Raw genomic sequence first — 23,929 nt, 5'->3', positions numbered from 1 at the left:
TGACCTCAACCGAGCTTGAGGGCGGACGATGACAGCATGAGGTTCACCGACGCCCAGCTCCGCTATCTCCGTACGCAGCCTCTCGGGCGGCTCGCCACCATGGCTCCCGACGGGGGTCTGCAGAACAATCCGGTCGCCTTCGCGATCGACGACGAGCACCGCATCGTGATCGGCGGCTTCGAGATGGGTAGGTCGCGGAAGTATCGCAACGCCCGCGAGCACCCCCAGGTCGCGTTCGTCGTCGACGACCTCGAGACCATCGACCCGTGGAAGCCGCGGATGATCGAGATCCGCGGCACCGCCGAGGCGCTCACCGACGAGGACCCGCCGATCGAGGGGATGTCGCGCGAGGTGCTGCGGATCACCCCGACCTGGACCAACCACTTCGGCATCGACGAACCGGCGGACGAGACAGCGACGGCGTGAGGCGCCGGCGGGCGAACCTTCGCCCGCCGGATGCACCTACCGCTTGCCCAGCAGTCGCGCGGGCAGCAACGAGAGCGGGTTGATCGCGGCGCGGATGCGCTGCCACCTGGTGCGCGAGTCGGACAGCGACGTACGCAGCGTGCCGACCTGCTCCCAGAAGGCCTCGACCTCGTCGTCGTCCGGGCCGGCCTCGCCGAACATGGTGGTGTCGGTCAGGAGCGCCAGCCCCGAGGCTCCCTCGAGCCCGGGGTCGCCGGACAGCACGGCGGCCTGCTCGCGCCTGGTGGCGCCCGCGGGGGTGCCGACGCCGTGGTCGCGGGCGTGGTCGAGCGTCTCGCGCCAGCCGCCCGAGAGGCGAGCCACCGCGGTGCCCTGCGTGCGCCGGCGATGGCGTCGCCAGAGCTTGGCACCGATGATCGCGCCGCACACGGCGGCGACGAGCAGGATCGGCAGACCGACGTAGGTGAAGACGGCGACCAGCCAGCCCGGCAGCGTGAACCCGTCGGGGCGGGAGTTGGCCTTCTGGTTGACCGACTCGTCGAGCGGGTCGCCCGAGGTCGCCGGCGGGCGCACCGGCGCCGGCGGCGGGACGACCTTGCCGGTGACGAGCTCCTCGGGCTGGGGCGCGTTCTGCTCCGGCGGCTTCTCGGTGTTCATGAACTCCGACCAGTCGAGCGTGGCCCACGAGCCGTCGGACATCCGTAGCTCGACCCAGGCGTGCATGTCCTTGCCCTGCACGACACCGTCGGAGCCGACGACGGCGCCGAGCACCACGCGGGCCGGCACGCCGACCTGGTTGGCCAGCACGGCCATCAGCGCGGCGTACTGCTCGTCGTTGCCGGCGAGCTGACCGCCCTTGGCGGTGAAGTCGGCGAGGCGGCGCAGCGAGTGGCCAGCCGGATACTGCTGGTTGGGCGGCTCACCGTCGGTGTAGGTGCCCTCTTCCTTGAGCTTCTCGGCGACCGCCAGCGCGTTGGTCATCGGTGAGTCACCACCGCCGGCGTACTCGGAGGCGAGCGCCTGGAACTGCGCCGCCTCGTCGCCGATCGGCGACCCGCCCGACCACGGCTCGCTCTTCTCACCGACGTTCTCGTCGGAGACCGAGGCGCTGAAGGAGTAGGAGTCGCCCGGCTTCAGGGCCGCAGGCAGCACGCCAGTGGAGGTCGCCAGGTTGTAGCGGAACGAGTCGGAGTCGGGTCCGTCGAAGGAGATGTGGGTGAGCGCGGTCGGCAGCGGCACCCACACGCCACCGAAGTCGTCGCCGATCGTGATCGTCCCGCGCACCTGCTTGCCGTCGGCGAGCGGGTTGCGCAGCGTCGAGCTGATCTTCTGGAAGGTGTCGTCGGCGCCGTTGCTGGTGCCCGAGTCGTTGGCCGCGCGCCAGACGGTGCCGTCGTAGGAGTCCATCGCGGCGACCCGGATCCGGGTGCCCTCGGGCAGGCCGGAGACGCTGAAGAGATCCTTCTCGTAGAGCCGCTTGTCGTCCTCCGGGGTCTGATAGCCCTTGGTGTAGACGCGGTATCCGGCCAGCGGCGACGGGTATTTCCCGACGTTGAACGGCGGCTCGATCTCGCCGCGCAGCACCGTGCGCTCCGGCGCCAGACCGGGCAGGAACGGGCCGACGAGGAAAGCGAGACCGGCGGCGCCGACGCACAGCGCCACCCCGAGCGTGGTGCGCGAGATGCGGCGACCGCCCGCGCCCAGGGCACGCGCACGCTGCCCGCGGATGCACAGCCAGCCGATCGCGATCGCCCCGAAGAGCGCGCCCAGCAGGGCGGTCTTCGACGGGTCCTGTACGCCGAGGAGGATCACCCCGGCCATCAGCAGCAGCGAGACCAGCACCGGCGGCAGCGCCGCCTTGGTGCGCACAGCCATCGCGAAGCCGATGCACCCGGTGACCAGGCCGAGGATGTAGGGGATGGTCAGCAGCGCGCCGCCGTCGACCGGCGGCAGCGTGGTCAGCAGCCGCTTCCAGCCGTTGACCGAGTTGTCGGCCAGGGTGCCGATCGTGTCGGGCACGGGCAGCACCGAGAGGCCGCCGAGCCCGTGCAGCGCGACCGCACCGCCGAGCACGAAGAACGCGGCCAGCAGCCCGACGGCCAGCACGACGATGGGCTGGCCGCGACCGACGAACGCGATGGCGATGCCGAGCGCGAGCCCGGCGACGCCGGCGATCAGGTAGGTCCAGCCGGCGTAGGTGTCGTCGAAGCCGAGGAAGGCGATGGTGCCGAGGAGCAGCAGGATCGCGGCGTCGATGGCGTGGTGTCTGGTGATCATCCTGCGAGCCCCTTCGACAGCACGATCGGGAGCTGGTCCAGATCGGGGACGGTGAGCATCGGCAGGTCGGCGACGGCCTTGAAGCCCGCCCGCTGCGAGGTGTCGACCCGCACCGCGACCGTAGTGGCGTCGACGGAGAACTGTCCGGCGGCGCGCTGCAGCGCCACGAACTCCGGGTAGCGGCCGGTCACCAGCATCACCAGCGACGCGTCCGGCGCCTGCCGGGCCGCCTCGGCGGTGATCTCGGTCAGGTTGGCGTGCTGAGGGGTCGCCCGCGCGCAGGCGTCGAGCGCCGTACGCCCGCCGCCGGCGGCCGCGGTGGCCCGCACCAGCATCACGTCGCCGGTGGCGAACGAGACGTCGAACTCGTCGAGGAGACCGCGGCGCAGCAGCGAGCCGGCGATCGACATCGCGGACTCGTACTCCTCCTCGGAGTCGTAGGAGGTCGGCGAGGAGTCGACGATGACGACGATGTGGGAGCGCCGGGTGTCGAGGAACTGTCGCACCAGCAGCTGCCCGTGGCGGGCCGACGAGCGCCAGTGGATGTGGCGCAGGTCGTCGCCGGGCACGTACTCGCGCAGCGCGTGGAAGGCCAGGTCGCTCATCGAGGTGTTCTGCGCCGTCGACCCCTCGAGGTCACGCACGAGCCCGACCCCGAACGGCTCCAGGTGCGTCGTACGCGGGTGCACGAAGACCTCGGTGCGGTCGGTCCACTCCTGCACCCGCCGGAAGAGTCCGAGCGGGTCGCCGCGCACCGTGCGGACGGGGCCGACGTCGATGACGCCGCGCCGCTGGGTGGGCACCACGAACAGCTCGGTGTGCTCACCCCCGGGCATCAGCATCGGCAGGTCGTAGGTGACGCCGCCGGCGCCGATGGGGAACTCCAGGCTCGTCGAGACGAGCGGGCCGCGGGCGTCGTTGCGGGCACGCAGCTCGCCGGTCAGCGCCTGCCCGACCGAGACCCGCGGCGGCTCCACCACGGTCGCCACCGTCAGCCGGGTGCGGCCGATCATGAAGAAGGCCGCGGCGATCACGAGGAACAGCGCGGCCAGCGCCACCACCGCCGCCTCGATCCAGCCGAGCGCCGCTGCGGCGACCCACGCGAGCGCGCCCACGAGCAGGGCACCCCAGCCGATCGGGGTCACCGTGCGGAACCACGGACCGACCCGGTCGGCGACGAACGTGTATGCCGCAGCCGCCCCGGCCCCCAGCGGGCCGAGGCGTTTGCGCAGGTCGGCAACGATGTTGCCGACGCTCGGGCGACTCATCTCAGGCGACACGCTCGGTGGGAGCCGGGACCGAGGTGAGCAGGTCGCCGATGACGTCCTCGACGGTGATGCCGTTGAACATCGCCTCCGGGTCGAGGATCAGACGGTGCGAGAGCACCGGCTCGGCGAGCGCCTTGATGTCGTCGGGCAGCACCTGCGAGCGGCCCTCGGCCAGCGCCCAGACCTTGGCGGTGCGCACCAGCGCGAGGCAGCCACGCATCGAGGCGCCGAGGCGTACGTGCTTGTGACGGCGCGACGCGTCGATCAGCGCGGAGACATAGGCGACGATCGCCTGGTCGATGTAGACCTGATCGGCCATCTCCGCCATCTGGGTGACCGTCGGCGCGGTGATGATCGGGGTGACCAGGGTGGCGCGGTCGCGCACCGAGGAGTTCATCAGCAGCTCGACCGTCGCGTTCTGGTCGGGGTAGCCCACCGAGGTCTTCATCAGGAAGCGGTCGAGCTGCGCCTCGGGCAGCCGGTAGGTGCCGGCCTGCTCGATCGGGTTCTGGGTCGCGATCACCATGAACGGTCGGCCGACCTCACGGGTGGCGCCGTCGACGGTGACCCGGCCCTCCTCCATGACCTCCAGCAGCGCCGACTGGGTCTTCGGGGAGGCACGGTTGATCTCGTCGGCGAGCACGATCGAGTGGAAGATCGGGCCCGGGTGGAACTCGAAGGAGCCCTTGCCCTGGTCGTAGACCGTGACACCGGTGACGTCGCTCGGGAGCAGGTCGGGCGTGAACTGGATGCGGGCGTGCGAGCCCTGCACGGTGTTGGCCAGCGCGCGAGCGAGCTGGGTCTTGCCCGTGCCGGGGTAGTCCTCGAGCAGCAGGTGGCCCTCGGAGAGCAGCGCGGTCAGCACCAGGCGGATCACGTTGCGCTTGCCCAGCACCGCCTTCTCGACGTTGTCGGCAAGCTTCTCGAAGGTGTCGTGGAACCAACGGGCCTGCTCTTGGGTGACGGTCATCTTCTTGTTTCCCCTACCACGTAACGGTCTTTCTCTGAGTCGGTCGCCCATCGGCTGTGCAGGTCACGGTGAACGGAGTGTTGGCGCCGACCCAGCCGCTGCCGCTGCCCGATCCCGAGCCATCGCGCCCGATGGTCACGTTCCAGGTGCCGGCGGTCGCGCTGGTGTCGCACTTCCAGGTCTTCCCCTCGAACGCGGGGTCGGTGATCGTCGAGCCGACATACCAGCAGGTGCCACCGCACTGGGTCTCCGGCTTCGGGCAGGAGCTGCCCGAGCACTCGCCGGCCTTGTTCACCTTCATCGTCGGGTCGGGCGGCTTGGCGGTGCGTACGTTGACCGAGTCGGACTTGCTGGCTCGTGACGGCGAGCTGTCGCTGATGGTCACCTTGTAGGTGTAGGCGGTGTCCCAGTTGGGCGCGGTGTCGGTGCCCGAGCGCGAAGCCGCACCGGTGCCGGTGGTGAAGCTGTCGACCACGGTGCCGCCCCGCTTCACCGTGACGGTGGCGGCGTTGCCGTTGGGGTTGTAGCTGACCCGCCAGTTGACCTTGTTGCCGTCGACGCTCGCCGAGATCGAGGGTGTGCCCAGCGGGCCGTAGGTGGTGACGTTCTTCGTCGAGTCGGGCCCGCAGGAGTTTCCGGCGCCGGTGCCGCCGGCGGAGTCGTTGCACGCGTGCAGCGTCACCGGCGTCGAGGTGCCGTTGGAGAACCCGCTGATCGTCTTGGTCTGCTGCCCAGCGCCACCGGGCGGATAGGTCCACGACCCGCACGAGGAGCCGTTGCGTACGCACTCGACCCGGTTGGTCTTGCCGTGGGATGCCTTCGGCGTGAAGACGATCTTGGCCTGACCGTTGGTGCCGGTCGGGGTGGCGCTGGCGAAGGAGACCGCGTCGGGCGTCGCGGCCGCCTCGACCTTGCCGCCGGCGGAGTAGCTGGAGATGTGAGCCTCCGGCGACCCACCGCCGCCGGTCTCGCGTGGCGAGGTGGCCTCCGCGTTGCGAGCCCGGACCGCGTAGGTGTAGACGGTGCCGTCGTTGGCGACGTCGTCGCGACAGCTCGTCGCCGTCACCCAGGAGCAGACGATCTTCTCCCCGGAGCCGCCGGTGCGGCGCACCTCGTAGCTGACGGGGGCCGGGCCGTTGGCTGCCACCGGGCTCCAGGAGACGGTCACCGCCTTGCCCGAGTTGTTGGCGGTGTTAGCCCAGTCGAAGGTCGGGGTGGCTGGGGTGTCCGGTTTGCCGGCGCCCATGCCCTCGACCGTCGAGGAGGGCCCCTTGTTGGTCTTCACGCCCTTGTCGTTGAGCGGCATCACGGTGAACTGCACCGGGTCACCGTTGGTAGCGACCGACGCCGCATAGGTCGTCTGACCTGCGGAGATGTCCTTGATGCCGCCGCCCGGCCAGCTGATCCGGTACTTCTGCACGTCGGAGCAGTCGCACTCGGCCGGCTTCGCCCAGCTCAGCTCGACCTTGTGGTCGCGCTGGCGGTTGACCCGCAGGTTCTGCACCGGGCCGGTGTAGGCGTCGGGCTCGCCCTCGGCCGAGTTGCTCCACTCGCGGCTCGGGCCGACGGAGTTCACCGCCCGCACCTTGAAGTCGTAGACGACGCCGTTCTTCAACCCGGTGATGCGGCACGACGTCGACGGGCAGTCCTGCACGTGGTCGCCGTTGGCCTCGACCTCGTAGCGCTGGATCGGGTCGTCACCGTTGTCCTTCGGCGCGTTCCACGACAGCGCGACCACGTTGGAGAGGAAGTCGGAGGTCGTACGCAGCCCCGTGGCCGCACCGGGCACGTCGATGACGTCGACCTCGATGACACCGGTGGCCTTGACCCGTTTGGAGTCCTTGCCGGAGTCGCTGACCTCGATCGCGTAGCGGTAGTGGCCGTGCCCCTCGGCAGGGGTGTCGAACTTGATCTTGGAGCCGCTGGTCTTGGCCATCTCCGGGGCGCCGTCCATCGGCTGGAGCTTGGTGATCGCGATCTCCTGCGACCCCGACGGCACCGGTGTCTGCAGATAGCGGGCCAGGTCGATGGTGACCGGCTTGCCGGCCTCGGTCTGCAGCGGCTTGATGGGCGAGAGGCTGGGCGGCGGCAGCGCGATCACGCTGACCAGGAGCTGGCCCTTCGCGTCGGAGCCCTCGATGCCGATCTCGAGAGCACCCTGGGCGCCGGCGTCGGCGTGCTCGGCGATGAGCCGCAGGCCGCCGTCCTCGGGCTTGACGTCGACACCGTCGAGCCCGTCGCCCACGTCGGCGGTGAAGTCGAGGTCGTCGGCATCGGCGGGGTCGGCGGTCCACACATGGCAGATCGCGGCGATGTCGACCAGAGCGCCGTCACCGCTCTCGGGCACCTCGACCGGAGTGCTCGGACAGTTGATCTCCGGCTCCTCCTTGCCGACCTGCACCGGCAACGAGATCACCGAGAGGTGGGCGTCGGCCGAGGTGATCTTCTCCCGGTCGGCGACCTCGAAGGTCAGGTTGGCCGGACCCTTGGTCTCGCCGGCGGTCACCTTCACGGTCGTCGCGGTGGTGTCACCGGTGTTGAGCATCCCCTCGGGGGCGGCCTCGATCTTGTCGGTGGTGGTGAGCACCACCGGGTCGCCCTCGGGGTCTTCGACGTAGTCGGTGATGTCGACGTTCTTCGTCTCGCCCGGGTCGAGCTGCAGCTCGGAGCCGGCCTTCAGGTAGGGGGCGTCCTTCGGACGGGCCGGGACGTAGATGGAGCCGACCGCCTGGGCGCCGTCGGGGTCGGTGACGCGGTAGGTCCACACCCGGGTCGTGTCGCCGACCGGGAGGGTCACCTTGCCGCCGTCGATCTTCGGCTTCGACTCGTCCTCACCGACCGAGGGGCCCTTGACGTCGTCGACGGCGAGGTCGTCGAGCGAGTCGTCGATGTCGGTCACCTTGGTCATCACGTCGACCTCGGTGGTGGAGGAGTCACCCTCCGGGTGGGCGACCACGATGCCCGCCATCGGCGGGTTGTCGTAGCCCTCCTGATAGCGGATCGCGAGCTCGCCGGTGTCTTCGTGGAGACCGGTGGTGGCGCGGTAGGGCACGTGCTGGAACGGTCCGTCGGCTCCGCCCTCGACCGTGACGATGCCGTCGGAGCGCTGCGTGACGCCCGAGCCCTCGGTCTGGTCGGTCGCGGCCAGATGCAGATCGGTGCCCGGCGTACGCAGGTCGTTGGCGAGCACGTCGTAGGTCAGCTTCTTCGACGGGTCGAGCGTGACCAGGTCGTCGACGGCGACCGGCTTCTGCGGCGCGCCCGGCGCGACGACGGCGACACGTGCGGTGCCGGTCGCGACCGCTCCGAACGGGTCGCTGACCTCGTAGGTGAACTCGTCGGTGCCGGCGGCGTTCGGGAAGGCCTGATAGGTGATCGTGTTGGCGCCGTGGGCGAGGATGCGGCCGTTGGAGGGCGCGCTGCCGATGCGCGTCACCGAGACCGAGTCGCCGTCGGCGTCGGTGCCGACGGTGGGCAGCCGCAGCGTGACCTCGTCGCCCTGCACCACGCGCGACTCCAGTGCCTTCGGCGCGGGCGCGGAGTTGTCGGCCTTCTTGCGCGGCAGCGGCTTCACGTGGATGCGGATGTTGCCCGAGGACCGCTCCGCGGAGGGGTCGCCGGTGTTCTCCACGACGTAGCGGACGTCGACGTCGACCGGGCTCTTCACGTCGTCGGGCGCGACGTAGCGCACCCGGTTGCCATCGATGTAGGCCTCGCCGACCGCCGGCTGGCCCAGCACCTGCAGCTGGCCCTTGGTCTCGATGGTCTGGTCGACGACCAGGCCGACCGGGTCGCCGGACGGCGTCGAGTCGTTGTCGAGCACGGGGATGGAGACGGAGTCGGCCGCTCTCACCGTGGCCTCGTCGTCGACCGCCTCGGGTGCGTTCTCGGCGCCGCGCAGCGCCGGGCGCTGACTCACCGTGACCGATCCCTCAGCCTCGGCGGCGCCGTTGCTGATCGTGTAGCGGATCGCCTGCGTGGCGGGGTCGATGTCGGGCTTGGAGGCCTGGATCCGCAGCCATCTGCCGTCGAGCACCGCGACCGTCAGGTCGCTGTCGCCGACCGGCTCGGCGTGGGTCACCGCCAGCAGACGGCCCTGGGAGTCGTAGTCGTTGGCGAGCACGTCGAGGGTGCGGGTCGAGGTGCCGAGCACGGCCGTGGTGTCCGGCGTCGCGATCGGCTCGTCGGCCGCCTGCGAGGCAGGTTTGACGTCGACCCGGATGTTCGCCGCGGCGGGCTTGGCCGCGCCGAACCCGGCGTTGTAGCTGAGCTGGTAGGTGCCCGGCGAGCTTCCTCGCGCCCGCACCACCCCGGTCTCCCGGTCGGTGCTCACCTCGAGTCCCCCCTTCGGTGGTACGTCGCCGGCCAGCGTGAGCGAGGCGTCGAGGTTGGAGGGGTCGGCGCCGGGGATGTCGTTGTCGAGCGGCCGGATCGTGACCCACGACCCCTGGGTGCCTTCGGCGACGTCGTCCTTCGGCTCGGGCGAGGCGGTGTTGGCGCCACCGACGACGTCGATCTGCACCTTGTTCTTGGCCGTCTTGCCGCCGGTGCTGACCTCGTAGCCGAGCTTCTCGGTGCCCGAGGCGTCGGGGTCGGCGGTGAACCGCAGCAGACCGTCCGGGGTGACGCTGGCCTTGCCCTTGGAGGCGCTCGGCTTCTGGGCGGTGACCGGGTCGCCGTAGCGCTCGTCGCGCCAGTCGCCGACCACCGGGATCTCGACGGTGCCGCCGGCGGCGACGGTGTAGTCGGTCGGCGTGTAGTGCTCACGCAGCGTCGGCTTGCCGGTGCCGCCCTCGCCCTGGATCTTGAGGTCGACGGTGGCGTCGTCCTGCCCGGCCTTGCCCTTGAGGCCGTCGTCGACCGTGTATTTGAAGCTGGTCTTCTTGCCCTTGGCCGACTCGGGCGTGGTCACCAGGATCGACTGCCGGTCGGGGGCGATGGTGGCCTCGACGCCCTTGACGGAGGCCTTGCCGACCGAGACGACGCTCAGGATCGAGTCCTTGGCCGAGGAGTCGTTGTCGAGCACGTGCAGCACCGTGGTGCGCCCGGCGCGGGCGCCGAGCTGGTCGTCCTTCGCCTTCGGCGCCTGGGCGGCCTTGGTCTGCTGCTGCTTCTTGTCCTTCTTCTGGTTCTTCTGCTGCGTCTGGGGCTGGAACGCCTCCCAGTTGGAGATCTTCTTGATGTTGGCGCCGTCGATCTCCCAGACATCACCGTTGCGCAGGTCGTTGAGCACCAGCTGGCCGCGGTTGATCCGGAACTCCAGCTCGGCGGCAGGACCGAGCGCGGGGATCTCGCCCAGCACCGGCTCACCCTCGCCGCACTGGGTGGCGACCGAACCGGTCGAGCCGTTGGCCCAGGCACCGAAGACGCAGTCGCCGAGCCTGACCGGGGCCGCGGGGTCGCCGGCGGACTCGGCGACGTGCCGGATCTCGCCGTTGCCCACGTCGACGGCCTTCAGGCCGGTCGCGTCTCCGACGAGCACCTCCTTGGCCTTGTCCGAGGGCTGCTGGAGCACCGCGCTCTCGGCCGTGTCGCCGAAGTCCTCGGCGATGTCGGAGCCCTTCGAGGCGCCGAGCAGCCAACCCGCCTTGTCGAGCGTGACGACCTCGTGACCGACGACGGTCGCCGAGGTCGGGGTCTCCGCATACTCGGGCGCCTTCGGGAGCTTGGTCTCCTCGGGGTCGGCGAACCCGTCGTTCTCGGGCGCGAACTCGGTCAGGGTGCGTTCAGCCGCAGAGACGGCGTACGCGGTGCCGTCGGTGCCGACGGTGAGCACCGTGTCGGCGCCGACGGTCTTGATGGGCTTGGTGGAGCCGGAGAGGTCGGAGAGGTCACCGGCGCCGACGGTGGGGTCGACGGAGGTGAGCCAGACCTTGCCGGTCTTCTGCTCGGCGACACCGATGGTCTCACCGCCCATCACCACACGGCTGTCCTTGACCGTCACCGCATCGTCGTCGAGGCCTTCGGCGAGCTTGGTGTTGACCGGGGTGATCGTGCGGGCGTCGCGGTCGACCGAGGCCACCGCGATGCCGTTCTGCACGACGTCGAGACCTGCGCGCTCGGCGCGCGAGCCGGCCTCGTTGCCGGCCCAGACGACACCGTCGAGCTGCGCGACGGGCCGGTTCTGCCGGCCCAAGGTGCCCCACGACTGGTTGGTCACCCAGATGCCGCCGTCGTCGAGGTCGGCCTTGTGCACGGGGTAGCCGGTGGAGCGCATCGCGTAGACGGTCAGACCGCCGGCGACGACCGCCAGTGCGAGCCACGACGCGATGGCCGTGCGATGACGCCGCATCCAACCGGGCGCCATCCCGAAACGTGCCACCAAGACTCTCCCCAAGTGCTTCCATGCAAACTGCCGGCCAATGCAAACAGCCGGGCATACTCTAGGCCTGCCTCAGGGCTCGAGACCACACGAATGAGCCAAACCTGGTCCACACGTCGGTGAACTCGCTCACTCACACCGTACGGGATGTTCTAAGGTGTCCGCCTCTAGCGTCACTGTTCGCATCCTCGACCAGGATGTCCGATTGAAGGAACCGCATGACCGCACACCCCGCCCTGCGCGCCGCGGGAGCGACTGACGTCGGCCGGGTCCGCGAAGTGAACGAAGACTCGTTCGTCATGCTGCCCGCGGTGGCCGTCGTGGCCGACGGGATGGGCGGTCACGCCAGCGGCGACGTGGCCAGCGCGCTCGCTGTCGGCACCTTCCAGAGCCGTTTCGCCAACCTCACGCCCGGTCGTGACGACATCCTCGACGCTGTCTACGCCGCCAACTCCGCGATCACCTCCGAGGCCGACCGCAACCCCGAGAAGCAGGGCATGGGCACCACCCTGACCGGGGTGGCGCTGGTGGAGCAGGACGGCACGCCCCAGTGGCTGGTCTTCAACGTCGGCGACTCCCGCGTCTACCGCATCTCCTCGGCCGGCGTCGCCCAGATGACCATCGACCACTCCGAGGTCGCCGGCATGGTCGAGGCGGGGATGATCACGCCCGACGAGGCGCGCGTCCACCCGCTGCGCAACGTCATCACCCGGTCGCTCGGCACCTGGCCCGCCCCCGAGACCGACACCTGGACCCTCGCGGTGGCGCCCGACGACATCTTCCTGCTCTGCTCCGACGGTCTCACCGGCGAGCTCGAAGACCACGAGATCCTCGAGATCGCGGCCACGACGCTGAGCGTGGGTGGCAGCATCGACAATCTCGCCCAGCGGCTGGTGGATGCGGCGGTTGCCTCCGGTGGGCGCGACAATGTCACTGTGGTACTCGTGACGCCCCCGCCCTCGCTCTTCAGCACGCCCGCACGACCTGATGACTCGTCGTCGGAATCCGCACGCCCCGAGGACACCTCCGCGCGTCATGAGTGATCTCGCCACCTACTGTGCAGGGCACTGGCTGGCGTTGAAGGGGCAGCAGTGCTGGGCACTCGTGCAGCTCGGCCCCGGTGACCCCCGGGTCGTGGGTGTGCAGACGGCTCTCGCCGACCCTCGACCGGTCGACGCGATCGCCGGGCTCCTCTCCGCCGACGGCGCGCGGGCGCCCGGCTTCGCGCTCGTCGCGCGCGAGGGCAACCGGGTGCGCTACGCCGTACGCTCGCCGGCCAAGGTGACCGCGGTGGTCAACGAGGTGCCGGTCTTCGTCGACGGCATCGACGTCGCGGGCAGCTGGGCCGACGGCCACTTCGCCGCGGTGCCCGAGCGGGTCGAGCTCGCCAACGGCGCCTGGGGCGGGATGGAAGAGGACCGGCCCCTCACCGACACCGCCCACGCCCGGTCGCTCGACGTCGTCTTCGACCCCGCCGGCGCGGCCCCGGTCGACTCGACCGTGGTGCCGCTCGACCACACCATCAGGCGCTCCGACCTCGCCGTCTCCCCGCCGCCCCCGCCCGGCTCGGCCGGTTTCGCGCCGGGCCTGCCGAGCGGCCCGCCCGCTGCGGTGCCGCCGCCGGCCTCCCCACCGCCGGCCGAGCCCAAGAAGGGGCTCATCGACGGCCTCCCGTGGCGCAAGAAGGGTGCCAAGAAGACCAACCCGAACGCCTGGGGTCCGCCCGACCGGCAGCCCTCCGCGCCGCCTCCTTCCGCTCCCCCGCCCGGGCCTCCGCCCCCGGTGCCGCCCATGCCGGCTGCTCCGCGGCCGTCCGCTCCGATGCCGCCGGCTCCGGTGCAGCCTGCCCCCGTGCAGCCGCCTCCGGTGCAGCCGCCCCCTGTGCAGCCGTCGGTGCCGAACGACATGGCCACCCGCGTGCGCGACAGCCCGACCCCGACGCCGACACCGCTGCCGCCCGAGGGCGGGCCGACGGTGTGGGCGGTCTACTGCTCGCAAGGCCACGCCTCGCCGCCCTACTCGCCCCAGTGCCGCATCTGCCGCACCACGCTGCCGCCGCACCAGCAGCCGGTCTCGGTGCCGCGGCCCGCGCTCGGCCAGCTCAAGCTGGGTGATGGGCGCGTGGTGATCCTCGACCGTGGTGCGATCTTCGGGCGCTCCCCGCGCGCGGAGTCCGGCGGCCACACCGGGGCCGGCGGCGTACCGCCTCATCTGGTGAAGGTGATGCTGCCCGACATCAGCCGGCTCCACACCGAGGTGCGGCTGGAGGAGTGGCAGGTGCTCGTGCGCGACCTCGGCTCCGCCAACGGCTCCTACCTGACCCTGCCCGGCGGGCGACCACAGCAGATGCGGCCGATGGAGGAGTACGCCCTCGAGCCCGGTGCCGTGGTGAGCCTGGCCGGCTCGATCAACGTCACCTTCGAGGTGCTCGGGTGAGCCAGCAGTGACCACGACGCCCAACCGCGAGCTCGGCCCCGAGCTCCCCGGGATGACCTGCCTGGGCAGGCTCGGCTCGGGCGGCTTCGCCGACGTCTATCTCTACGAGCGTCACCACCCGAAGGTGCGGGTCGCGGTGAAGCTGATGCGCTCCTCCGACATCGCCGAGTCGCAGCGGGCGCAGTTCGCCGCCGAGGCCGGGGTGATGGCCGAGCTGGCCGAGCACCCGTTCATCGTGCCGGTGCACAGCGCCGGCGAGACCCCGGACGGGCGGCCCTATCTGGTGATGGGCTACTACCCCAACAACGACCTGGGCGCCCGCGTACGCAACAACCCGATGAAGGTGCAGGACGCGCTGCGCTTCGGCATCCAGATGGCCTCGGCCGTCGAGACCGCGCACCGCGCCGGCATCATCCACCGCGACATCAAGCCGTCCAACATCCTGCTCTCCCGCTACGACGTCCCGGGCCTGGCCGACTTCGGCATCGCCGGACGTCCGCGCGACGACGAGGGCGACATCGGCGTCTCGTTGCCGTGGTCGCCGCCCGAGGTGCTGACCTCGGCCTCCAACGGGTCGGTGGCCTCCGACGTCTACTCGCTGTCGGCGACCGTGTGGCACCTGCTGGTCGGTCGCTCGCCGTTCGCCGAGCGGGGCAACAACTCCGACCGTGCGGTCTTCTCCCGCATCCTGCACACCCCTCCCCCTGCCACCGGCCGGGCCGACGTGCCGCCATCGCTCGACCGGGTGCTGCAGCAGGCGATGGCCAAGGACCCCTCCTACCGGCCCGCCTCGGTGCTCGACCTGGCCCGCCACTTCCAGCGGATCGAGCAGGAGCTCCGGCTGGGACGCACCGAGGTGCAGGTGCTCGCCCGCGAGTCCGGCGGCTCGGAGTCGAGCCCCGTGGTGCCGGCGGTGCCGGCCTCCCCCGGCGAGGGCCCGCCCACCGGTTCCGGACGCGGAAACCTGCCCGCCGCGCCGAGCGACCCCGAGGCCGAGCTGGTCACCGAGGTCAAACCTCCCTCCCAGGTCATCGCCCAGGCACCGATCACCCAGCCGCCTGCCGCCCTCGCCTCGACGGCCGGCACCGAGACGACGTCCGCCTCCGCCGACCGCACCCAGTTCAGCTACCCGCGCACCGACGAGGGCCCCGCCGTGCTCACCGGCACCCGCCCGCAGGGATCCCGCAGCAAGACCCCCGCGATCATCGGTGTCGTCATCCTCATCCTCGTCGCCGCCGCCATCGGCATCGCGCTCTCCCGCGGCGGCGAGGACGAGAAGCCCGACAAGGTCCCGCCCCCGCCCGTCGAGACCGACCTCCCCGGCGTGACCGGCCCCGCCGCCCCCGGCAAGGTCAAGGGCACCCTCAAGGGCAACCGTGCCGTCTTCACCTGGTCCGGCGTGCCCGGCGCGACCGGCTACAAGTGGGTCGCCGACAACTCCACCGCCGGCAAGGTCGGCCAGCCCAAGGCGGTCGTACGCCTCGCCGGCGCGGCCAAGGTCTGCATCCAGGTGCGCTCCCTCGGTGAGAACGGCAACGTCTCCCAGGGCGCCGGCCAGGCCTGCGTGTCGAAGTAGGCCAGTAGCCTCAGCTGGTGGCGCGGTGTGGCCCGGGATGTCCCTCGCGACGGATGCAGGGACGCTTCACACGCTTGAGGATGACGCCACAGCGTGACTCACGGCGTCCAGACATGATGCGGGTCAGGTCAAACGGCTCGACGCCCGCGCGAGCACGCCTCATCGCCGCCCCCACGGCGCCTACCGGATCGGGGTTGCCGTCGGTGTCCCAACCATGGGTCATCGCAGCTTCGAGCTCGTCCTTGGACAGATTCATCGCCGTCGCCTCGTCGAGGATTCCGGACGCGACAGCGGCCTTGACCATGCCGGGCGGAGCCGGCTCGGGGCGGTAGTCCCAGCCGTCGAGCCCGACCTCCTCGGCGACCACCTCGACCAGGGCGAGCACGTCCCAGACCTCCGTCAGCAGGTCCGGGTCGATCCGCCCGCTGCGGACGAGCGCGGCCGCCATGTCGTAGGCCGCCTCCGCTCTGCGGGGCCCGGCGACCAACACCTCGATCATCCCGACGGCGACCCCGTCGACGACGTCGACCCGGCTGGCGAAGACGACCCGATACTCCTTCTGGAGCACGTCGAGCGTGTTCCACCCCGCGAGCTTCTGCCCACCACGGTTGCTGAGTGGGTGCGCGCCGGCCGGGTTGCGGCACAACGCGACGACGTCGGCCAGGAGAGACTCACGCTGCGCGATCGTCAGCGGCTCGAGCGACTCGACGAAGGCGTCGTTGAACTCGATGTAGGCCTGGTCGTACGGAAAGCTCTCGCCTGCTCGCACGAGCTAGGCGACGTCGCGACGATCGGCGGCCCGCTCACGGACCCGCTCCACGTCGACACCGAGCCGTTCGCAGGTCTCCTCCAGAGACAGCGTCTCGCCACGTGAGGAGACGATGTCGGCGGCGGCGTCGATCACCCGAGCCGTCGCCTCTCGAAGCGCGCGAAGGTCGGCATCGAGATGCTCGGCCGACCCGATCACGGCAACTGCTCTCCCGTGGCTGGTGAGGACGACTCGACCCTCGGCGCTCTTCGCCGCCAGCGCTGACACGCCCATCCTGGAGGCCGCCGTCATCGGCACCCGCGTCTCCTTCATGACGACAACACTACCTAGATCTATGTAGTCTTGCAATCATCTGGAAGGCCGCATCCGGTCGTCACCGTCCACCCCGGGAAGGGGATAATCGGCGCATGCCGACTTCCCCAGTGGCCACGCCAGCCGAACTAGCCGACGGACGCCAGATCTGGTTCTTCGACGAGCAGCCGACGACACGGACGGTGCACGACGAGCGGCCGCTGGAGCCGCGGGCGGGCGGGTCGCAGCTGCGCTGGGACCGGCTGACCGCCACCTGGACCGCGGTGGCAGGACACCGGCAGACGCGTACGTTCAAGCCGCCCTCGGACGAGTGCCCGCTGTGCCCGTCGATCGACGGCCGGCTCACCGAGATCCCGGCGGAGAGCTATGACGTGGTGGCCTTCGAGAACCGGTTCCCGGCGCTGTCGACGGTGGCCGTCGGCGAGGCGACAGGGGAGCCGTTCGTCTCCCGGCCGGGGCGCGGCCGGTGCGAGGTGGTCTGCTTCACCAGCGACCACGACCAGAGCTTCGTCGACCTCCCTCCGGAGCGGGTGCGCACGGTGCTCGCGGCGCTCGCCCACCGCACCGAGCAGCTGATGGCGATGCCGGAGGTGGCCTACGTCTTCTGCTTCGAGAACCGCGGCGAGGAGATCGGGGTGACGCTGCAGCACCCGCACGGCCAGATCTACGCGATGCCGGTGCTGCCGCCTCGGATCGAGTCGCTGGTGAACGCCGCGGACGCCCACCGCGAGGCGACCGGTGACTGCCTCCAGTGCGCGGTGCTCGCCGACGAGATCGCCGACGGGTCGCGGGTGGTCGCCGAGAACGAGACGTTCGTGGCGTACGTGCCCTATGCGGGCCGCTGGCCCTACGAGATCCGGGTCGTGCCGCGGCGCCACGTCGGCACGCTGCCGGGTCTCACGCCCGCGGAGATGGACGACCTCGGCGTCATCTACCAGGAGTGCCTGCAGCGGATGGACGGTCTCGACGACGCCGGGCCGGTGCCGTACATCGCCGGCTGGCAGCAGGCGCCGGTCGGACGTGAGGACACCTGGCACCTGGCCACCGAGATCTTCACGATCCGGCGAGCTCCCGGGCGGCTGAAGTATCTGGCAGGCATCGAGTCGGGTGTCGCGCTCTGGGTCAACGACATCCCGCCGGAGACCGCCGCCGAGCGGCTCCGCGAGGCGCTCTGACGCCCGCTCAGATGCCCGCTCAGATGCCCTGCCAGCCGGGCTTGTCGGCGTAGACCTCGCGGTAGTAGTCGAGGCGAGCGAGGCGGGAGGCCGCGGCCTCGTCGAGGAGCACGGAGACGTGGCGGTGGTGCTGGAGCACGGAAGCCGGGCAGCTGGCCGAGACCGGGCCCTCGACGGCTTCCGCGACGGCGGCCGCCTTGCCCTCACCGGTGGCCAGCAGAAGCAGGTGGCCGGCCCTGGAGATGGTGCCGAGACCCTGGGTGAGCACGTGGTGGGGCACCGCGTCGGGGGACCCGAAGAAGCGCGCGTTGTCGCGCCTGGTCGTGGCCGTGAGGGTCTTGATCCGGGTCAGCGACGCGAGCGAGGAGCCCGGCTCGTTGAAGGCCAGATGACCGTCGGAGCCGATGCCGAGGAGCTGCACGTCGATGCCGCCGGCCCGCTCGATCGCCGCCTCGTAGCGCTCCCCCGCGTCGGGCAGCGTCGCCTCGGTCGGGTCCGGGCCGTGGACCCGCTCGGGCGGGATGCCGACCGCATCGGTGAACTCCCGCCGGATGGTCGCCAGATAGGCCTGCTCGTGGCCATCGGGCAGGCCGACGTACTCGTCGAGGTTGAAGGTCTCCACGCCCGCGTACGACGGCCCGCGGCCGTCCTGGGCGCGCCTGATGAGCTCTTCGTAGGTCGCCAGCGGGGTCGAGCCCGTCGCCAGCCCGAGCACGGCCGAGGTGTTGTCGGCCGCCCTGCGGCGTACGACTGCTTCGATCGCGTCCGCGGCGAGAGCCGCCACGGCGGCGGCATCGTCCAGGACCACTACTTCCATGTCAGTCCTTCATCCGGATCGGGGTTCGAGGGGTGCGCTGAGGAGTGATCAGGGCGGCGCCGATCGCCGCCACCGGAGCGGACGAGACCACCCGCAGCCGCGAGGCCAGCTCCAGGGAGGCGAGGAACGGCGAGGTCTCGGCCTGCTCGGTGAGCGCGACCGCGATCGCCTCACGCAGCGGTTCGCCGATCGCGGCGACACCGCCGCCGATGACGACGCGCTCGGGGTCGACGGCCAGCGCCAGCGCGCGGATCGCCGCGGCGACGCCGGTGGCGAAGCGGTCACGTACGGCGATCGCCGCCGGGTCGCCCTCGGTGGCGGCCGCGAAGAGAGCCGCGGCCGGGTGACCGGTCGTCGTGGGCCAGGCGGAGGCGAGAGCAGCACCGGACGCGACCAGCTCGAGGCAGCCGCGCTGCCCGCAGCCGCAGACCGCGCCCTCCGGGTCGACCGGGAGATGCCCCACCTCGCCCGCCGCACCGTGGAAACCTCGCCGGAGCGCACCGCCGAGATAGAGGCCGGCGGCCAGACCGGTGCCGAGGGAGAGGTAGACGAGGTCGTCGACGTCCTCGACGGCATGGGCGCCGAGGGTCGCCGCGTTGGTGTCGTTCTCGAGCGTGACCACCGCGCCGGCTCGCGCCCCGAGGAGCTCGGCGAGCGGGAAGGCGGCACCGTCGAGGCCCAGGTTGACCGCGTGCTTGACGGTGCCGGCGCGGGTGTCGACGATGCCCGGGATACCGGCACCGATCGACCTGATCACGTCGCCGTCGAGGGATGCGCGAAGCGCCGCGACCACTGCCGCCGCGCTGGTCACGACGCCCTCGGGCCCGCGGGTCGTGGCGACGCGCTCCTCCGCCAGCACCACGCCGTCGGGCCCGATCGCGATGCCATGGATCTTGGTGCCCCCGATGTCGAGGCCGACCCGTACGTCGCTCACCGCTGCCAACCCGCTTGCCGGAGCACGTCGGTCACCGCGGCCACACCCGGCAGCGAGTAGCCCTGCGGGCACAGTCGCGGCAGCCCGGCGTCGTACGCCCCGGGCCACCCCCACTCCACCAGCACCGCAGCTCGGCGCAGCTCGGCGACGGTGCGGCCGACCTCGGGCCGGCGGTGGGCGTCACGCACCTGCACGATGAGGGGCACGTCGGGGAGATCGGGGAGCGGGTCGTCGGGGCGCACCACGACGTCGGGCGCCAGCCCCCAGGGCACGTCACCGACCGCGATGTTGGCCTCGGTGCCGACGGTGACGACGAGGGCGCCGGTCAGGTCGGGGAGCGAGCCGAGGTCGCCGGCCGCGACCAGAGCCTTGCGGGCACCCTCGACCGATGCCTCCTCGAAGCGCGGGTCGGTCGCGACGGTCGCGTCAGTCGCGGCTGGGTCGGCCATGCCGGCGAGCAGCCCGTCGACGCGCGCGACCGCATCCTCGAGCCGCTCCAGCGAGAGCTCACCGGAGTCGACGGCCGCCACGATGGCGGCAGCGGTCTCCCGCACCAGCGAGACGGGCTTGTCGGGGCCGAGCAGGAGCAGGTCGGCGCCGGCCGCGAGCGAGAGCACCGCGGCCGCGGGGATGCCACGGGTCGCCGAGGCACCAGCCATGTCTAGGGCGTCGGAGACGACCGGGCCGGCATAGCCGAGCTCACGGGCCAGCTCGAGCACCGGCGCGGAGAGGGTGCCCGGAAGCTCCGGATCGAGCGCGGGCACCACGATGTGGGAGGTCATGACCGAGGCTGCTCCGACCTCGGCCGCGGCCTGGAACGGCACCAGCTCACGCTCGCGCAGCGTCGCGAGCGACGCCTCGAGCACCGGGAGGTCGACGTGGCTGTCCTGACCGGTGTCGCCGTGGCCGGGGAAGTGCTTGACGCAGGCGGCGACCCCGGTCGACTCCAGCCCCGTGACCCAGGCGGCCACGTGCTCGGCCGCCACGTCGGCGTCGCGGGAGAACGACCGGGTCGCGATCACCGGGTTGTCGGGGTTGGAGTTGACGTCGGCGACCGGCGCCAGGTTGAGGTTGATGCCCGCCCGGGCCAGCCTCGACCCGATCGCCCGGCCGGTGGCCTCGGTCAGCGAGAGGTCGTCGGCCGCGCCGAGCGCGGCGGCCCCGAGCACCGACGAGCCGGTCTGCGCCTCCAGCCGGGTGACGTCGCCGCCCTCCTCGTCGATGGCGATCACCGGTGTCCAGCCACCCTCGGCGGATGCCGCCCTGATCGCACCCGTCAGGCTGCGTACGGACTCCTCACCGGCCTCCGTGTTCGTCCCGAACAGGCAGATCCCGCCCATGCCCTCGCGGAGCAGGCCGGCGTAGTCGGCCGGCAGGTCGGTGCCGGCGAAGGCCGAGACCTGCACGCGCAGCGCGAGGGTCTCGGCACGCTCCTGAGGCCTCGGCATCACGACACCCCCAGCTCGCCGGCGAGCACGAGCACGGCCGCGCCGACGATCACGACGTCGTCGCCGAGGGTGGAGGTGCGGAGCTCGAGGCGCTCGCCGCTGACCGGCATCGTCCGCTCCCGGATGATGCGGTCGGAGGTCTCTCGCAGCGGTCCGTCGAGGAGATCCGCGGGCCCGGAGAGCACCAGCTCGTGAAGGTTGAGGGTGCCGACCACGGGCGCCAGCACCTTTCCGAGATGGGCACCGGCCTCGACCAGCACATCCTCCTCGGCCCTCTCGAGGCGCTCGCGCAGGTGCGGCACCGCCAGGAAGGTCTCCAGACAGCCACGGCGGCCACAGGCGCACAGCGGGCCGTCGGGATCGACGGTCACGTGGCCGACCTCACCGGCCGCGTCGACGAACCCGTGCAGCAGCGCACCCTCGAGCACGAGCCCCGCACCCACACCGGTGCCGACCCGGATCAGCATCAGACCACCGTCGCCGGACTGGCCGAAGGTGTATTCGCCCAGCACCGCCGTGTTGGCGTCGTTGGCGACGTACGTCGGTCTGCCGGTCTCGCGCCGGACCTGATCGGCCAGGGCGACGTCGCTCCAGCCGAGGTTGGGGGCGGCGACCACGGTGCCGTCGGCCGAGACCACGCCGGGGCTGCCGATGCCGACGCCCAGGATCGGCCGGTCGGTGGCGGCGATCATCTCCGCGACCAGGCCCTTCACGAGGCGTACGGCGGCGTCGCCCGTGCGCCCGCGCCACGGGGTGGTGGCGCGGTGCACGACCTCACCGGTCAGGTTGAGCACGGCCCCGACGACATCGTCGTCACCGGAGACGTCGATGGCGACGATGTGGGTGGCGTCGGCGGCGAGGCCCACGAGCATCGGCGGCTTCCCGACCCGGCTCTCCACCGGAGCACCCAGCTCTTCGACGAGCCCGTCGTCGAGCAGGCTGCCGACCAGATCGGAGACGGTGGCCCGGGTCAGCCCCGATGCGCGAGCGAGGTCGGCGCGGCTCGCGGGGCCGACCGCGAAGAGGTGCTGCAGCACCAGCGAGCGGTGATGGCGCCGCGCGTCTTCCTGCAGCAGCTTCCCGATCGGTCGCAGTGTGCGCCGCCTTGTCTTCGACATGTTTGTTAGTCCATCGTACTTATTAATGAATCGTCAAGTCGGCGCGACGGTTTCCGCGGGCGTCGACCTCTGACATCGAGCCCTCAGGCGATGGCGGCGAGCTGTGCACGGGTGGGCACGTACGGCTCGATCCGCAGCATCATGTGCGCCTCCTCCGGCGTGCGGTTGCCCTTGCGGCCGTTGCACGTGCCGCAGGCCGCGACGGTGTTCATCCATGTCCACCTGCCGCCGCGCGACTGTGGAAGCAGGTGGTCGATGGTGCGAGCGTGGCCGCCGCAGTAGGCGCACCGGTGGTGCTCGCGCTTCAGCACTCCCTCGCGGGAGTAGCCGGCGGGCCGATACATCCAGTGCATGGCGACGTAGCGGACCAGCCGCACGGCCCGGGGCCAGGGGTGCGGCCCGATCATCTTGTCGCCCTGCTGCTCGTGCACCACCGCCACCTCGCGGAACAGCATCCGCACGGCATGCTTGAACGAGACCCGCCCGAGCGGCTCGAAGGAGGCGTTGTAGAGCGTCACCGCGCCCACGGTCGTGTTCATGCTCGACTGCCTCCTAGGAGCCGGACAGAAGGAAACAAAAAGGCCGCCCCAGCGAGACAGACATGTCTCGCAGGAGCGGCCCGGCGCGATCCGGTGCGGCTATGCACCCAGGTCACTGTCGACTCCCGCGAGCATGAGGGTCACGCTCGTGCGCAGCGGTCAACGACCACGCCGCCGGAGCGGTGGTCGAGTGCTGCGTGATCATGACTGGTGCCTTCGTTCGGGCTGACTGGGATATGCCCAGCGCGAACCGGGCGCTACCCAGAATAGGACGAACACCCTCCAGCTACCAATGGTTTTCGCAGGTCAGGAGCGTGTCTTTCCGGTTAACTACGTTCGACTCGTCGCGTTTGAGCCAGTTAGCGCGTCCGTCACGCCAGGCCGCAGACGCGGGATCAGTGCCTTGCCGACCCGGTCGACCTCGGTCCGGTAGGGCGTGTCCGAGAGCACGAAGTGGGTCACACCGAGGTCCTGGTAGCGCTTCAGCGCCCCGGCGACATCGTCGGCCGAGCCGACCAGCCAGGTCGTGCCGGCGCCGCCACCGCCATACCTTCCGGGAGCGGTGTAGAGGCACTCGTCGAGCACCTCGCCGCGGTCGGCGAGGTCGAGGAGACGGTTCTGACCGACGGCAGCCCGACCGGCCCGGAACTCGCGATCGCCGACCGAGTCGGCCATCTGACGCACCTTCTCCTCGGCGTCACGCCAAGCCTCCTCGCGGGTGCCTCGGACCAGCGTGGTGATCCGCAGCCCGAACTCGAGCGGCGCCAGGTCACGCTCGAGCGACCGCTCCAGCCCGCGCAGACGCTCGATCCGCTCGCCGACGCCGTCCAACGGCTCGCCCCAGAAGAGCTGCACGTCGGCCTCCGTCGCGGCCACCGCCTCGGCCTCCGGCGAGGCGCCGCCGAAGTAGAGCCTGGGGCGAGGACGGCCCGGGAGTGCGTACGGCCTCGGGGTGACCGTGGAGCCGGCGACCCGGAAGTGGTCGCCGTCGGCCGTGACGGACTCCTCGGTCCACAACCGCCGCACCAGCCGCATGAACTCCTTGGTGCGTGCATAGCGGGCCTCGCGCGAGTCCTCACGGTCACCGTAGGCAGCGAGGTCGTCCTGGCCCGAGACGATGTTGACCCGCACCCGCCCTTTGCTGAGCTGGTCGAGGGTGGCGGCCGCGGTGGCGAAGTTCGCCGGGCGCCAGAAGCCGGGCCGGATCGCGATGAGCGGCTCGAACCTCGTCGTGCGTGCCGCGAGCGCCGTCGCCACGGTGAACGTGTCGGGCCTCCCCCAGCTCGTGCCCAGCAACGCACCCGACCAGCCGGCGTCCTCGACCGCTTCGGCCAGCCCGACCTGATAGTCGAGGGTGCCGTAGCCCTCCTCCGCCGACGCGGTGTCGCCGCGGTGACCGGTCTCGACGAAGTTGGGCAGATACCAGAGGAGCTCGGGGGTGGTCTGCGCGCTCATTCCAGACTCCTAAATATTGTTGACTTAATTAATAGACTATCGTCTACTGGCGGCTCCCCCGGACAGGTCCGGCCAGTGGTCCAATCC

17 protein-coding genes are annotated in these 23,929 nt (G+C 71.1%); 5 read left to right on the top strand and 12 right to left on the bottom strand.

Going from position 1 to position 23,929, the window contains the following annotated elements; all coding sequences use genetic code 11:
- Positions 1-36: 36 nt before the first annotated feature.
- The gene (locus FB381_RS03015; protein WP_141778919.1) at positions 37-426 is read left to right on the top strand and encodes a PPOX class F420-dependent oxidoreductase; all 390 of its coding nucleotides are present in this window, start codon (positions 37-39) and stop codon (positions 424-426) included.
- A gap of 36 nt (positions 427-462) precedes the next feature.
- On the opposite strand, the gene FB381_RS03010 is transcribed toward FB381_RS03015, so the two are convergent.
- The 4 genes from FB381_RS03010 to FB381_RS02995 are packed head-to-tail and all read right to left on the bottom strand — an operon-like array spanning position 463 to position 11,263.
- Positions 463-2,703, bottom strand: coding sequence for a transglutaminase TgpA family protein (locus FB381_RS03010; RefSeq protein ID WP_141778918.1), 2,241 nt, complete (start codon positions 2,701-2,703; stop codon positions 463-465).
- Positions 2,700-3,971, bottom strand: a complete 1,272-nt coding sequence (locus tag FB381_RS03005) for a DUF58 domain-containing protein (RefSeq protein WP_141778917.1) — start codon at positions 3,969-3,971, stop codon at positions 2,700-2,702. Before FB381_RS03005 ends, FB381_RS03010 begins: the two co-directional genes overlap by 4 nt.
- Position 3,972: 1 nt before the next feature.
- The gene (locus tag FB381_RS03000; RefSeq protein WP_141778916.1) at positions 3,973-4,941 is read right to left on the bottom strand and encodes an AAA family ATPase; all 969 of its coding nucleotides are present in this window, start codon (positions 4,939-4,941) and stop codon (positions 3,973-3,975) included.
- A 13-nt stretch (positions 4,942-4,954) separates the two neighbouring features.
- Positions 4,955-11,263, bottom strand: a complete 6,309-nt coding sequence (locus tag FB381_RS02995) for an Ig-like domain-containing protein (protein WP_141778915.1) — start codon at positions 11,261-11,263, stop codon at positions 4,955-4,957.
- A gap of 218 nt (positions 11,264-11,481) precedes the next feature.
- Here FB381_RS02995 and FB381_RS02990 point away from each other — a divergent pair, with 218 nt between their 5' ends.
- The 3 genes from FB381_RS02990 to FB381_RS02980 are packed head-to-tail and all read left to right on the top strand — an operon-like array spanning position 11,482 to position 15,275.
- On the top strand, positions 11,482-12,306 hold the full coding sequence (locus FB381_RS02990) for a PP2C family protein-serine/threonine phosphatase (RefSeq protein ID WP_141778914.1): 825 nt from the start codon (positions 11,482-11,484) through the stop codon (positions 12,304-12,306).
- Complete coding sequence (locus tag FB381_RS02985) at positions 12,299-13,699, top strand: FHA domain-containing protein (protein ID WP_141778913.1); 1,401 nt, start codon at positions 12,299-12,301, stop codon at positions 13,697-13,699. Before FB381_RS02990 ends, FB381_RS02985 begins: the two co-directional genes overlap by 8 nt.
- 7 nt (positions 13,700-13,706) lie before the next feature.
- Positions 13,707-15,275 carry a serine/threonine-protein kinase gene (locus FB381_RS02980; protein ID WP_141778912.1) on the top strand — a complete coding sequence of 523 codons (1,569 nt, stop codon included), beginning with the start codon at positions 13,707-13,709 and terminating at the stop codon, positions 15,273-15,275.
- Between the two features lie 10 nt (positions 15,276-15,285).
- Here the strand turns inward: FB381_RS02980 and FB381_RS02975 are convergent, their stop codons facing one another.
- Together FB381_RS02975 and FB381_RS02970 are read right to left on the bottom strand one after the other, a co-directional pair.
- Positions 15,286-16,044: a hypothetical protein gene (locus tag FB381_RS02975; protein WP_141778911.1), complete on the bottom strand. Its 759-nt coding sequence runs from the start codon at positions 16,042-16,044 to the stop codon at positions 15,286-15,288.
- A 3-nt stretch (positions 16,045-16,047) separates the two neighbouring features.
- On the bottom strand, positions 16,048-16,356 hold the full coding sequence (locus FB381_RS02970; RefSeq protein ID WP_141778910.1) for a hypothetical protein: 309 nt from the start codon (positions 16,354-16,356) through the stop codon (positions 16,048-16,050).
- A gap of 95 nt (positions 16,357-16,451) precedes the next feature.
- Between FB381_RS02970 and galT the strand changes: the two genes are divergently transcribed.
- Positions 16,452-17,531 carry a galactose-1-phosphate uridylyltransferase gene (gene galT / locus FB381_RS02965; RefSeq protein ID WP_141778909.1) on the top strand — a complete coding sequence of 360 codons (1,080 nt, stop codon included), beginning with the start codon at positions 16,452-16,454 and terminating at the stop codon, positions 17,529-17,531.
- 19 nt (positions 17,532-17,550) lie between these two features.
- On the opposite strand, the gene FB381_RS02960 is transcribed toward galT, so the two are convergent.
- From FB381_RS02960 to FB381_RS02935, 6 genes are all read right to left on the bottom strand, one after another.
- Entirely contained in the window at positions 17,551-18,348 is a 798-nt protein-coding gene (locus tag FB381_RS02960; protein WP_141778908.1) for a glucosamine-6-phosphate deaminase, read from the bottom strand.
- A gap of 1 nt (position 18,349) precedes the next feature.
- Positions 18,350-19,282: an ROK family protein gene (locus tag FB381_RS02955; protein WP_141778907.1), complete on the bottom strand. Its 933-nt coding sequence runs from the start codon at positions 19,280-19,282 to the stop codon at positions 18,350-18,352.
- Positions 19,279-20,730: a glycoside hydrolase family 3 N-terminal domain-containing protein gene (locus FB381_RS02950; protein WP_141778906.1), complete on the bottom strand. Its 1,452-nt coding sequence runs from the start codon at positions 20,728-20,730 to the stop codon at positions 19,279-19,281. The genes FB381_RS02955 and FB381_RS02950 overlap by 4 nt, the downstream gene beginning before the upstream one ends.
- Positions 20,730-21,848: an ROK family transcriptional regulator gene (locus FB381_RS02945; RefSeq protein WP_141778905.1), complete on the bottom strand. Its 1,119-nt coding sequence runs from the start codon at positions 21,846-21,848 to the stop codon at positions 20,730-20,732. The genes FB381_RS02950 and FB381_RS02945 overlap by 1 nt, the downstream gene beginning before the upstream one ends.
- Positions 21,849-21,931: 83 nt before the next feature.
- Complete coding sequence (locus FB381_RS02940) at positions 21,932-22,387, bottom strand: HNH endonuclease (protein ID WP_246087932.1); 456 nt, start codon at positions 22,385-22,387, stop codon at positions 21,932-21,934.
- Positions 22,388-22,717: 330 nt separating this feature from the next.
- Complete coding sequence (locus FB381_RS02935; RefSeq protein WP_141778904.1) at positions 22,718-23,842, bottom strand: LLM class flavin-dependent oxidoreductase; 1,125 nt, start codon at positions 23,840-23,842, stop codon at positions 22,718-22,720.
- Positions 23,843-23,929 lie beyond the last annotated feature (87 nt).

This window comes from Nocardioides albertanoniae (genome assembly GCF_006716315.1).
Lineage (GTDB): Bacteria > Actinomycetota > Actinomycetes > Propionibacteriales > Nocardioidaceae > Nocardioides > Nocardioides albertanoniae.
This window is presented reverse-complemented; position numbering and strand designations above follow the sequence as displayed.

What these genes read in the sequence shown, in the direction of transcription:
- FB381_RS02985 (WP_141778913.1), top strand. Translation starts at nt 12,299, where the DNA reads ATGAGTGATCTCGCCACCTACTGTGCAGGGCACTGGCTGGCGTTGAAG.
- FB381_RS03000 (WP_141778916.1), bottom strand. Translation starts at nt 4,941, where the DNA reads ATGACCGTCACCCAAGAGCAGGCCCGTTGGTTCCACGACACCTTCGAG.
- FB381_RS02990 (WP_141778914.1), top strand. Translation starts at nt 11,482, where the DNA reads ATGACCGCACACCCCGCCCTGCGCGCCGCGGGAGCGACTGACGTCGGC.
- FB381_RS03005 (WP_141778917.1), bottom strand. Translation starts at nt 3,971, where the DNA reads ATGAGTCGCCCGAGCGTCGGCAACATCGTTGCCGACCTGCGCAAACGC.
- FB381_RS02960 (WP_141778908.1), bottom strand. Translation starts at nt 18,348, where the DNA reads ATGGAAGTAGTGGTCCTGGACGATGCCGCCGCCGTGGCGGCTCTCGCC.
- FB381_RS02950 (WP_141778906.1), bottom strand. Translation starts at nt 20,730, where the DNA reads ATGCCGAGGCCTCAGGAGCGTGCCGAGACCCTCGCGCTGCGCGTGCAG.
- FB381_RS02935 (WP_141778904.1), bottom strand. Translation starts at nt 23,842, where the DNA reads ATGAGCGCGCAGACCACCCCCGAGCTCCTCTGGTATCTGCCCAACTTC.
- galT (WP_141778909.1), top strand. Translation starts at nt 16,452, where the DNA reads ATGCCGACTTCCCCAGTGGCCACGCCAGCCGAACTAGCCGACGGACGC.
- FB381_RS03015 (WP_141778919.1), top strand. Translation starts at nt 37, where the DNA reads ATGAGGTTCACCGACGCCCAGCTCCGCTATCTCCGTACGCAGCCTCTC.
- FB381_RS02970 (WP_141778910.1), bottom strand. Translation starts at nt 16,356, where the DNA reads ATGAAGGAGACGCGGGTGCCGATGACGGCGGCCTCCAGGATGGGCGTG.
- FB381_RS02940 (WP_246087932.1), bottom strand. Translation starts at nt 22,387, where the DNA reads ATGAACACGACCGTGGGCGCGGTGACGCTCTACAACGCCTCCTTCGAG.
- FB381_RS03010 (WP_141778918.1), bottom strand. Translation starts at nt 2,703, where the DNA reads ATGATCACCAGACACCACGCCATCGACGCCGCGATCCTGCTGCTCCTC.
- FB381_RS02945 (WP_141778905.1), bottom strand. Translation starts at nt 21,848, where the DNA reads ATGTCGAAGACAAGGCGGCGCACACTGCGACCGATCGGGAAGCTGCTG.